At 40.6% G+C, this 12242-nt stretch carries 13 protein-coding genes; all 13 read right to left on the reverse strand.

Annotated elements, in window-relative coordinates; translation table 11 throughout:
* Positions 1-81: 81 nt before the first annotated feature.
* Entirely contained in the window at positions 82-684 is a 603-nt protein-coding gene (locus B3C94_RS15655; protein WP_293905282.1) for a hypothetical protein, read from the reverse strand.
* 25 nt (positions 685-709) lie between these two features.
* On the reverse strand, positions 710-1930 hold the full coding sequence (locus B3C94_RS15660) for an LVIVD repeat-containing protein (protein ID WP_293905284.1): 1221 nt from the start codon (positions 1928-1930) through the stop codon (positions 710-712).
* Positions 1931-2003: 73 nt separating this feature from the next.
* Positions 2004-2912 (reverse strand): WD40 repeat domain-containing protein, encoded by a 909-nt coding sequence (locus tag B3C94_RS15665; RefSeq protein WP_293905286.1) that lies wholly within the window; start codon positions 2910-2912, stop codon positions 2004-2006.
* A 300-nt stretch (positions 2913-3212) separates the two neighbouring features.
* On the reverse strand, positions 3213-3797 hold the full coding sequence (gene hisIE, locus B3C94_RS15670; protein ID WP_293905288.1) for a bifunctional phosphoribosyl-AMP cyclohydrolase/phosphoribosyl-ATP diphosphatase HisIE: 585 nt from the start codon (positions 3795-3797) through the stop codon (positions 3213-3215).
* Positions 3798-3924: 127 nt separating this feature from the next.
* Positions 3925-4677: an imidazole glycerol phosphate synthase subunit HisF gene (gene hisF, locus B3C94_RS15675; protein ID WP_293905290.1), complete on the reverse strand. Its 753-nt coding sequence runs from the start codon at positions 4675-4677 to the stop codon at positions 3925-3927.
* Position 4678: 1 nt separating this feature from the next.
* Complete coding sequence (locus B3C94_RS15680) at positions 4679-5431, reverse strand: HisA/HisF-related TIM barrel protein (RefSeq protein WP_293905292.1); 753 nt, start codon at positions 5429-5431, stop codon at positions 4679-4681.
* Positions 5432-5443: 12 nt separating this feature from the next.
* Complete coding sequence (gene hisH / locus B3C94_RS15685; RefSeq protein ID WP_293905294.1) at positions 5444-6043, reverse strand: imidazole glycerol phosphate synthase subunit HisH; 600 nt, start codon at positions 6041-6043, stop codon at positions 5444-5446.
* A 1-nt stretch (position 6044) separates the two neighbouring features.
* Positions 6045-7184: a bifunctional histidinol-phosphatase/imidazoleglycerol-phosphate dehydratase HisB gene (gene hisB, locus B3C94_RS15690; protein WP_293905296.1), complete on the reverse strand. Its 1140-nt coding sequence runs from the start codon at positions 7182-7184 to the stop codon at positions 6045-6047.
* A 4-nt stretch (positions 7185-7188) separates the two neighbouring features.
* A complete protein-coding gene (gene hisC, locus B3C94_RS15695) occupies positions 7189-8247 on the reverse strand; it encodes a histidinol-phosphate transaminase (RefSeq protein ID WP_293905298.1) in 1059 nt (352 codons plus the stop codon).
* Positions 8248-8473: 226 nt separating this feature from the next.
* The gene (locus tag B3C94_RS15700) at positions 8474-9385 is read right to left on the reverse strand and encodes a ribonuclease Z (RefSeq protein ID WP_293905300.1); all 912 of its coding nucleotides are present in this window, start codon (positions 9383-9385) and stop codon (positions 8474-8476) included.
* A 1-nt stretch (position 9386) separates the two neighbouring features.
* Complete coding sequence (locus B3C94_RS15705; RefSeq protein ID WP_293905302.1) at positions 9387-9767, reverse strand: STAS domain-containing protein; 381 nt, start codon at positions 9765-9767, stop codon at positions 9387-9389.
* A gap of 33 nt (positions 9768-9800) precedes the next feature.
* Complete coding sequence (locus tag B3C94_RS15710; protein ID WP_293905304.1) at positions 9801-10751, reverse strand: phosphoribosylaminoimidazolesuccinocarboxamide synthase; 951 nt, start codon at positions 10749-10751, stop codon at positions 9801-9803.
* 200 nt (positions 10752-10951) lie between these two features.
* Positions 10952-11917, reverse strand: coding sequence for a PhoH family protein (locus tag B3C94_RS15715; protein ID WP_293905306.1), 966 nt, complete (start codon positions 11915-11917; stop codon positions 10952-10954).
* Between the last annotated feature and the right edge of the window lie 325 nt (positions 11918-12242).

Here is a 12242-nt window from a genome sequence, read left to right on the forward strand (position 1 = left end):
AAACGGACCGTATACTTACGCTATTTTTTTATAATTCAAGCTATCGACACCTGTTAATCCAAAAAAACATCCGATCGATACCTAAAAACCAAATCCTACCTGTAAAGTAAAACGGTGCAGATCATATTTTTTATCCATTTGTGTTGTTCCGTACCCTATGCTAGTGTCTGGTAAGTTTGCTGAGGGACGCGTATAAGTATCCTTTCGGCTATAGTGCTGATACCGGTATCCCGTTGCCAAAGACCAATATTTCGCTGAGTTCTTAAATTTAAAGCGCCAACCCAGCTGTGGATTTACCAACAAGCCGCCCTGATATTCATATTTCAAATTCTTCTCGGATAGATTTTTATTCAGAAAAGCAAAACCATAACCTAGATCCAATCCCGCGAAAAAACTACGTTTTCTGTCCGGGAATTCCACATAATTAACTTTTGCTGAAAGTGGCAAAAACCATTTTGATCCTTCACCATTTACAGGATATCGATCCAGCCCAGTGTTGAGGCCCAGAGCGATATTTTCATGAATCTGCAGCCCATGGAATGTATGCAGCCCAAATCCAGACTCTAAAAATGCTGGACCGTAAGTAATGACCGAAATTTCATTGTGATTTGTATACCTTTTTGTTTGGGCACTGGCATAGAAAGCAGTCGAAAGAGCCAACAAGGCAATAAATAATCTCTTCATATAAGGAAATAATGAGCAGTTGATTTTAGTTGGATTTAGTAACAGAAATGACACTTAAAGCTTTCAATTTAGCCTTATTGCTATAATCATATTGATGGACCCCATCCTGTCCCACGACAATGAGCGATTTTGGTCCAGCGATAACATCCAGGCTCATCAGATCTTTGTGAGTTTCTAAAAGCTTATTACCTATTTGGCTGACATCACTGGCATCGAATGATTTCAATCCAGATTTTCCATCACAGACATATAAGGTTTGGTCTGCTAGCGCCAGGCCGTAGGGGTTCTCCAAAGTGAAGCTATTTTTCAGCATAGGTTTCGTCAGGTCCCGAATATCGATCACTTCCAATAAATTCTGCTGCCCACCACATACCACGCCTGCGCGTAAAGTTACAAAGGCATATTTCTCATTGACAACGACGGGATCACAAGCACGTATATGGGCATACCTTGACAGCTCCACCGGAGCAGAAGCCGTCGTAATATCATAAATCACCATCCCTGTATTGGAACCGATAAACAGACTATTTTTGAACGGAAAAATTGTTTCAATACCGGGGCCTATTTTGATGTCCTTTACATAAGCCGGTTTACTTGCATTCTGCACATTAAAAAGGTGTAAAGTCGTTTGGTCGACGGCGTATAGATGTTTATTTGCAATGGTAAATCGCGCCATGGATGCCCCCTGTCCAGATCCCGCATTGACTTCATTATAGATAAGGTCTTTTCGGTCATAAGGTGAATATTTATCTTTTTGGCTATAACTTACCAGACTATCTCGGTATCCCGTAATGATGCGATCTGGTCTGTTATTGAAGTTATCCATTTGAAGCAACATCTTAAATACATCCTTATTTCGTGTCAGCAGTTGGGGCGATGCAGGATTTTGAAGGTCGAATGTCAACAAATCGGTATAACTATCGGCATATAGCTTTCCGTCTAGAACAGCAAGATCCACATTGCCAGGAATACTCAAAAAGGCAATTGCCAGAGGTTTTGAAGGATCGACGTTATTAAAGATATGAATACCTTTCCCAGGCTCGTTGATAAACAAGTAATCTTGATAAATATAGATCTTTCCTGTTTGTACAATTGGGGTAGGACTACTTACAGGATTAGCTTTAGCCCGGATACTTTCCATGGTTTCAGATATGGGAATGCTAGCTAGATACATTCCTTTACTTTCGATTTTATCACAGCCCGAAAGCGCAATACAACCCAACAAAATGAGCCAAATTCTTTTCATAAAATATAACTATATGGTCAATTAAATTTATAATTACTATAGTTAACGGAATACTTATGAATTCGCTACAAGCTTATTTATTTTTTTTAATTTCCCATATTTTCACTAATTTATCATCACTTACGCTGAAGAAATACTGTCCATTTTGCGACCATGCTCCAGCATTAACAGATAAATGATGGCCATCCTGCATTTTCTCACGGCTCATATTTTTCAATAAGGCGAAGTCATCTGTAGACCAGAATTTCAAAGATTTATCGCGGCTTACCGTAGCAAAAATCGGAGCTTCTGGATGCGGATATATCCCATATACGGTAAAAAGATGGGGTACAAAAGAGAAATTATCATGCAATTGGTTTGGATTCGAAATCACTAATTGCGCATCCCGTCCACCACTTAACAACTTATTATGGATAAACGCCAGAGAAGTTGCGGGCATACTATGCAATTTTAAATCAGTGATCATATGAAAGTCAGTACTATCCAATAGATATACTTTCCCATCTTTATCGCCCAAGGCTATTCGTCCAAGTCCTTCATCAATTGCAATTGCGCGAATTGTTGTTGGGGATATACGCTTCTCGTAAATACTTTTATAAGTTGCCAAATCAATGACATACAATGTCCCCTCTTCACCTACTGCCAAAAGCTCATTTTTCCAGGACATATAAGCCAATGCAAAAATAGCTTTGGTGCTTAGTTGTATGCTTGCTACAAGCTTTTGCTCTTCCACATCGACAAAAAGCAGTTTTCCTTCGCGCAATGCGATGGCAAGAATCGGTGTACCGGTTATCAAACGTAAGGCATAGACGGATGAACTGACCGCACAGAGAATACGTTTGAATGCATTATGCTCAATATCCCATTCCACAACACCTTTATCATTACCAGCCGTAAAAAATGTATCCGCATAATAACCCTTTTCTACGCAGAAAATAGGGTTCTGATGTCCTGGCAAAGTCGATTTTAATGTAATATCCATAGTCATTTCGCTAATACTTCCCGCTTTATACAGATTGGGTACGTTACGTTCGTTTTTTATTTTATACAGGTAAATTATTTACCGACCGACCACTGCTCCTATATCCATCGATATCGTCATTTGCCTTACTAGTCGGTAAAAACAAGAAGTGCAGTATATTTACAAATATACTGCACTTCGGAGATCTTTTTGTCATCTTAGCTTAAAGCCTTGTCTCCGCTTCATATTTTGTTCAACGATAATGCCGTTGTCCGATTTTAAGGGAGCTCAGGGCAAGAAGCAAGATGTTTCTTCAAATACCTATTGATGTCTACTTTCGAGATTTTTCGCAATTGTTTCCAAAGAAAATCCCTTTTCACGCAACAATACGATCAAATGAAACAATAAGTCTGAAGTTTCATTGATAAAATCAATATCTGTTTCAGTCAATGCTGCAATTACTGTTTCTACGGCTTCCTCGCCAACCTTTTGCGCAATCTTATTGATACCGCGAGAACGCAGACGATTGACATAAGATTCGTCAGAAGGATGTTCATAGCGATGGTTAACAATACGCTCTAGCTCCAACAGAAAGTTTTGGTTGAAGTCTGTATTAAAACAGCTTCTGCTCCCCGTATGACAGGTAGGTCCCATTGGTTCTGCTTTGATCAAAACAGTATCCTTATCGCAATCAACATGGATGCTTTTTACATTCAAAAAGTTTCCACTTTCCTCCCCTTTTGTCCAAAGGCGATTCTTGCTTCGGGAGAAAAACGTGACGCGTTTCTCTGCTTGTGTCTTCTCCCAAGCTTTCTCGTTCATATAGCCTAACATCAACACTTCCAACGTTTGGAAGTCCTGCACAATCACTGGAACGAGGCCGTCACTTTTTGCAAAATCTAGCATGATTTTAGTATTTCAATTTTTAATTATTTTCGAAGAGCCATGAGCTCAGTTTTAACTTCTCAGGATTTCTTTCAGCAAGTTTATGACTTACTTTTCCTCTATGATCATTAATCTTCAATCCTGTATCCTATCTTACGACAATACCATTTTGGCGTAAGGTAGCTTTAAGATCGGGAATCAATATTTCACCATAATGGAAGACCGATGCCGCCAAGGCAGCATCCACGTTAGCTTGTTGAAAAACATCGACAAAATGCTGTTGATTACCGGCGCCGCCAGAAGCAATCAGCGGAATATGAATCTGGTCGTTTATTGTTTTTAAAAAACCATTGTCAAAGCCATTCTTTGTTCCGTCATGATCCATTGACGTCAGCAGAATCTCTCCCGCTCCTCGCTCCTGCGCTTCAAGGATCCAATCCGCCGTGTTCAATTCTGTCTTAATACGCCCGCCACTCAGATGAACAAAATTCTGACCTTCGCTCGACCGGGTATCTACAGCAACCACAACAAATTGTGCTCCAAAAGCGGCGGCCATCTCATTGATAAGAGTAGGATTACGTACCGCAGCTGAGTTGATGGAAATTTTATCCGCACCGGCATTCAATAAGATGTCAGCATCTTTGATTTCATTGATACCACCACCTATTGTAAAAGGTATATTCACTTGACGCGCCACGGCTTTGACTAAATCAATTGTCGTTTTACGTCCCTCATGTGTCGCTGTGATATCCAAGAAAACGAGTTCGTCTGCCCCTTGTTGAGAATACTCATAGGCCAATTCAACGGGATCACCCGCATCTCGGAGATCCACAAAGTTGACTCCTTTGACGGTACGTCCATCTTTAACATCCAAACAGGGAATTATACGTTTTGCCAGCATTTTAAAACCTGATTAACGATTTTAAATTCCAGTCTTTGATTTCATCGATCGAAATTCTATTTTCATAGATGGCTTTACCAACCACAACGGATTCTACACCGCCTAATTCCTGAAGTTTTTGGATATCTTCCATCGAACTGATACCACCAGAAGCAATTAACTTGATAATCGGAGAATGGTTCAGCAACTTTTGGTATAATTCAACACCTGCACCGCCTAATTTACCATCTTTACTAATATCGGTACATAAAAACCGAAAGAATCCTAAAACCAAACACTTGTCAATATATTCGATCAATTTAATTGGAGAACTTTCCAACCACCCAGAGTATTTGATTACTTCATCCAAAACGTCGATTGCAATAACGATGTGGTCGGCATATTTTACTTTCCCTTCGTTTAATGTAGCCAGCTCCTCCAAGAATGAAGGGTTTGTGATTGCTTGTGTCCCGACGATCACACGATAAACACCAGCATCAACCAATTCTTTTACCTTTTCTATACTTCTGACACCACCGCCATATTGTATTTTCATATCCGTCTTCTGGATGATGTCAAATAAATAAGCTTGGTTGCTGAAGTCTCCTTTTGCACCGTTTAAATCGATGATATGAACCAACTCCGTACCATTTGCACGGTAGTTTTCGATCTGTTCCTCTAAACTAATCGCATACGTTGTCACGTCATTGTAGTTACCCTCTCTCAAGCGGACAACCTTTTTGTCCAAAACGTCTATTGCTGGAATGATATACATAGTCGAATATTTTTAGTCAATTTGAATAGTTGAAAAATTGAGCAACAACTGCTCGCCTGCTTTCCCAGATTTCTCCGGATGAAATTGTACGCCAAAGAAATTGTCCCTGGAAATCGCCGCCGAAAAAGGCTCTCCATAAACACATTTCGCTGCGGTATATATCGCATCGTATTCAATAAAATACGAGTGAACAAAATAAAAATATGTCTGATCTTCTATATTCGCAAATAAAGGATTATCTGCTTGCACGGAGACGCTGTTCCAGCCCATATGTGGCACCTTACCTGCTTTCCCTGCATCGAAATGTAACGTTTTCAATGGAAACAGTTTTAACATTTCGGCATTTCCCTCCTCTGAAAAATCTGTCAGCAGCTGCATGCCAACACAAATACCCAAGACAGGCTTTCGCAGCTTTTTGATCGAGGGTACCAATCCCGATTCCTGTAGTTTGTCCATTGCTGCGCCAGCATGCCCCACTCCAGGAATGATGATACGATCATATTGATCGATCTCATCGGCAGTATTGACCATACCATAGGTAAGTCCAACACGATCTAGTGCTGCTGTCAAAGAGAAAATATTCCCTGCACCGTAATTAATAATTCCTATCATCTTACAATACTCCTTTTGTACTTGGCAATTGCATATGGTCGGCATCGCGTCTTACCGCTTTTTTGATCGATTTAGCAAAAGCTTTGAAGATCGCTTCGATCTTATGGTGTTCGTTGTCACCTTCTGCTTTAATGTTTAAATTCGATCGTGAGGCATCTGAAAACGACTTAAAGAAATGGAAAAACATTTCCGTTGGCATATCGCCGATTTTCTCGCGTTTAAATGTCGCATCCCACACAATCCAGTTGCGACCACCAAAATCCAATGCCACCTGGGCCAAACAATCATCCATTGGCAAGGTATAGGAATAGCGCTCAATGCCACGTTTATCACCTAAAGCCTTCAAAAAGACTTCACCCAGTGCGATACCTGTATCTTCAATGGTATGATGCTCGTCAATATGAAGATCGCCTTTCGCCTTAATGGTCAAATCAAGGGCTCCATGTCTCGCCAATTGATCCAGCATATGATCAAAAAACGGCAATCCCGTTTCGATGTCAGATTTACCCGAACCATCCAAATTCAACTGAATAAAAATATCCGTTTCATTGGTTTTCCGATGATGTTCGGCAGTGCGCGTCCCCAATTTAAGGAATTCGTACACCGTCTTCCAATCTGTTGTCTCTAAAGCTATAACAGTCGAATCTATCGCAAGGTTTTCCAAAGCACCTAATTGATCGTTAGCACGTAGCCAAATTGCCTTTGCGCCGAGATTTTGCGCTAATTTAACATCGTTCACACGATCGCCGATGACAAAGGATTGGCTTAAATCGTATTTCGACGCATCAAAATAGGCACCAAGCATACCAACACCCGGTTTACGGGTTTCCGCATTCTCATGTGGAAAGGTTTTATCAATATGTTCCTCGGCAAACACTACGCCTTCTCCTGCAAACGTATCAATCACAAAATGATGGACTGGCCAGAAATTCTCTTCCGGATGGGAAGATGTTCCTAAACCATCTTGGTTGGAAACCAAGATCAATTCGAAATCCAGCTCCTTTGCGATACGTGGCAGATACTGCAAGGCACCGGGGTAGAATTTTAATTTGGCAAAAGAATCGATTTGTTCGTCTTCAGGTTCCAAAATCAATGTTCCATCGCGGTCTATAAACAGCACACGTTTTAAGTTATCAGGCATAGTATTATTTATTGATTTGATTAAGTTTTTCTAACAATATTTGATTTTCGGCAGGCGTTCCAACAGTGATCCGCAGACAGCCTTCACATAATTCGACTTTGGATCTATCTCGAACGATAATTCCATATTGAACTAGATAATCGTAAACTTCACGTGGTTGCTCCATCTTGACCAAAATAAAATTGGCATCAGAAGGTGTAATATGCTGTACATAGTCCAGTTCAAGCAGTTCGCGTACCAGTTTCTCGCGTTCGGCCACCGTCTCCTTGATCCAGTCATTGACTTGATCAACCTTATCCAAGGCTTCTAAAACAATATCTTGTGTAGCCTGATTAATGTTGTATGGTGGTTTTATTTTATTGTAAACAGCGATAATCTCTTTACTGGCAAAAGCCATACCCAGGCGTAACGCCGCAAGTCCCCAAGCTTTAGACAACGTCTGCAATACCACTAGATTGGGGTATTCAGCCAGTTCTTGCGTAAATGATTTGACAGCAGAAAAATTAATATAGGCTTCATCCACAACAACAAGACCCTGAAAATTATTCAAGATCGCCTCAATATCCTGACGACGGATTGAGTTTCCTGTTGGATTATTCGGAGAACAGATAAAAATCAGTTTAGTATGTGCATCTATTGCATTGGCAATGCCATCCAAATCCAGCTGGTAATCAGCGGTAAGGTTTACCTTTTTGAAAGCAACATCATTGATGTTCGCCGAGACTTCATACATCCCGTAGGTTGGCGGAACTAAGATGACATTGTCAATACCGGGAGTACAAAATGCACGGTATAAAATATCAATAGCTTCATCACTTCCATTCCCCAAAAAGATATTCTCTGATGGTACACCTTTTATTTTAGAAAGTTTTGCTTTAACTTGATGTTGGAGAGGGTCTGGATATCGGTTGTAATCATGGTTTAGTGGGGATCCAAAAGGATTTTCATTGGCATCAATCAATATGGATGCCTCCCCTTTAAATTCATCTCTTGCGGACGAATAAGGTACGAGCTTCTTAATATTTTCCCGTAGTAGGTTGTTTAAGTTGAATGGATTATCCATTATAAAAAAATTAGAGCCGTAAACTTAGATAAATTGTTCATCATATGCAATATAATAAGCAATTATTCACTGCTGATCTATTGGACCTTCGATTGTATTTATCAGCTTTCTTAGCCCTGAAACTTGCTTATACTCTTCGTTTATACCGCTTGAGCGTCTCTCTTTTAGCGGTATTCCTTGGCTGTAACAAAGCTGTAATTAAAAAATAAACTAAATTCAAAAAAAATTACACCGAAAACCATCGACCTTCAACAGAGAGTTCCGTATTTGGGAATACGGTTCTTGCCTCCTCCAATAAGGGTTGTAAATCTCGGTATCGTGCCGAATAATGACCTAACAGTAACCTCTTGGCCTGAGTCTCCTGGGCGATCTCTCCAGCTTCCAAAGCTGTTGTATGAAACGTTTCTTTTGCCCGATCGACCATATCATGCAGGAATGTGGACTCATGGTACATCAGATTCGCCTTTTGAACATAAGGCAGATATTCTGCGGTACGTACCGTGTCGGAACAATATACATAACTGCGCGATAAGGGAGCAGGAAGGCTCAGCTCATCCGCTGTATACACGTTACCACTTTCATCGACGTAATCAAGTCCTTTCTTAATCATCGGAAAATATACAGTAGGTATATTCAGTTCCTGAACCACATCTCCAAGTAATGTTCGAGCGCGAGGCCCTTCGTCAAATCGAAAACCAGTACAAGCGATGCGATGTTTTAATGGAAATGCACTTACTTTTAACGTTCTATTTTCAAAAATAACGCCCGGCTGCTCCGGTGAAATCGGATGAAAAACAAGATTATAGCGTAAAACTGTCTCGGAATGCAAAAACTGCACATCCAGAATCTCCTTTAAAGCAGGAGGGCCATACAGATGGAGATCACTTTTTCGACCGACAAGGTGCATCGATGAGAGCAGCCCGACCAGACCCAAATAATGATCCCCATGTAAATGGCTAATAAATATATGTCCTATGCGATTGCTTTTGATACCGTATCGGCTGAGCTGCATTTGTGTACCCTCTCCGCAGTCGATCAAAAACAATTGCTCATTAAAGTTCAGCACTTGGCTAGTCGGATGACGATCAAACATTGGTGTCGCCGAGCTATTTCCTAATATCAGAACTTCAAACTTCATATTAATCTTCAATTGCCCCCCGATACTCAGATTCCAGTTCGTGTGCAAAGATTAAATCCTCGGCAACCTTTAAAGATGGTGCAATTTTCAACGATTTATCCAAATGCGATACCCGAACCATATCCATCAATGTTGGACAAAGATTAACCAGAATGAATATGCCACCCACAGACTGGCACAAACGATGAGCAAGCACTCCTAAACGGATACCCACCTCGTCCGTTTGCTGCACGTGGATCATGTCCAAAACAATATTCCGTTGTCCAATTGTATTCCGCAACAGAAACTCCCCTTTGAGTTTCGCGGCATTATCCGCGTCAATCACATCGACATGAGGTTCTATGACAATATAGCGATCGTGCTTATCAATGGTATACTTCATTAGTCTATCTCCTTTGTTTGAGGATACAATGTACTAATAATTTAGCGTTTTCAAGGCGTTTGCGACATTTCTTTCCACACGCTCCAACACATTTTCTTGATCCGGATACACAAATTTCTCTCCAACAATGTGCTCGTACAACTCAATATAACGCTCGGAGATCGAAGTGACGATCTCATCGGTCATCTCTGGAACAACTTGACCATCTTTCCCTTGGAAGCCGTTTTCGATCAACCATTTACGCACAAACTCTTTTGACAACTGCTTTTGTGCCTCGCCTTTTTCCTGACGCTCCTGGTAGCCTTCCGCATAAAAATAGCGGGAAGAATCCGGTGTGTGAATCTCATCGATCAACACAATTTCCCCGTCTTTTTTCCCAAATTCATATTTTGTATCCACTAAAATTAATCCTCGCTGTGCGGCAATTTCAGTACCTCTCTGGAACAAAGCTTTAGTATATTGTTCCAATTGAACATAGTCTTCTTCACTTACGATACCTTTTTTCAAAATATCGGCACGTGAGATATCTTCATCATGTCCAACAGCTGCCTTTGTTGTTGGTGTAATAATTGGTTCTGGCAATTTGTCATTTTCTTTCAGGCCTTCTGGCAATGACTCTCCGCATACTTCACGTTTACCCGCAGCATACTCACGCCATGCATGTCCTGACAAATAACCACGGATAACCATTTCTACTTTAAACGGCTCACATAGTTGACCGATAGTTACACTTGGATCCGGAACAGATACGACCCAATTTGGAATAATATCAGCCGTAGCCTTTAAAAATTTGGCTGCAATTTGATTCAACACCTGCCCTTTATAAGGTATAGGACGTGGAAGTACCACATCAAATGCCGAGATACGGTCTGAAGCTACCATGGCCAAATAAGTATTAGCGATCGTATACACATCACGTACTTTTCCTCGGTAAAAAGCAGTCTGATTTTCGAAATTGAAATTTGTTTCTTTTATAGCGTTCATGTTCAAAGTAAAATTCAAATGTAATTAATTGTTCATTTTTGTCTGCATTCAAAGACGTTCATAAATGTAATAGCTTTATTTTACGAGCGCGCAATGCTCGATTTTCTTTTAATAGAGCTATTTGAGAGATGTAGGTCGGTACCATTTGTACCATTGTCAAACCTGGATATCCCCAATTATAAGTTTTCAGTATCCAACGATTAAATATCGCCATACGCTTCGAGGATGCGGCGAACCAATTTATGGCGAACCACATCTCCACCGCTGAGGTGGATAATGTCTATCCCTTCGATATTCTCCAATAAGCGAATAGCCGTAGACAATCCAGATTGATTTTTCTTTGGTAAATCTACCTGTGTCATATCACCGGTAACGATAAACTTTGCTGTGGGTCCCATACGTGTCAAAAACATCTTCAATTGCATATCCGTTGCATTTTGAGCCTCGTCCAGAATAACAAAGCAGTTGTCCAATGTTCGTCCACGCATAAATGCTAGCGGTGCAACTTCGATGGTCCGATTTTCCAGGTAACCTTTCAGCTTTTCCGCTGGAATCATATCGTCCAAAGCATCGTAGAGTGGTCTCAAATACGGATCTACCTTCTCTTTCAGGTCTCCCGGTAAAAAACCAAGATTCTCACCAGCTTCCACAGCCGGTCTTGTGAGAATGATCCTTTTGATTTCCTTATTTCGAAGCGCCCTAACCGCTAAGGCAACTGCCGTATAGGTCTTTCCAGTACCCGCCGGCCCTATCGCAAATAAGATGTCATTCTTCGAAATACTATCCACCATTTTCCGCTGGTTAGCGGTACGTGCACGTACGATCAGTCCATTAGGCCCATAAACGATCGGTTCGGATCCGAAAGCAGCATGTTTGGCAGCAAGTTCTTTTTCCTGTTGGGCCGCAGAACCTGCATTTGCCCCCAGGAGATTTTCAAAATCCAATAAAGTAATGTTGTTAAATTTCTCCAGATGAGCCATGACTTCCTTAAACGATTGCTCAAACAGATCTAATTCCTTCGCGTCGCCCAACACCTTCATTTCACTTCCGCGAGCTACAATCCGCAGTTTTGGGAATTGCTTCTTCAAATAATCGAAGTGCTCATTGTCTGCTCCCCATAATATGGGCAAATTCAGACCATCTAATGCAATTAGTAATTCGTTCAAATTTTATCCTATTTAGAATTAATTAGATTGTAGCCATTACACAACATCGTTCCTGTATAATACTATTCAAAATTAACGTATTCTAACGAAACCACCAAGAATATACAGTGCACAAAAAAGGATGATTTAGAAGGCGATGGAAACAAGAGACAAAGGGATGCAAAGATTTCCTTATGCACAAAATCTTCGCTATGTTTGTGTATATCAATCGAAAAAAGACAGATTCAAAATAAGTTATCCAATTAGCTTTATAAATCATCTGATAAATAGTAATTTTGTCCACTATTCAGATAAATTTAAGGGTATATTTAAGGGAATTCAGCAG

The sequence above is a fragment of the Sphingobacterium sp. UBA5670 genome (assembly GCF_002420705.1).
GTDB lineage: Bacteria > Bacteroidota > Bacteroidia > Sphingobacteriales > Sphingobacteriaceae > Sphingobacterium.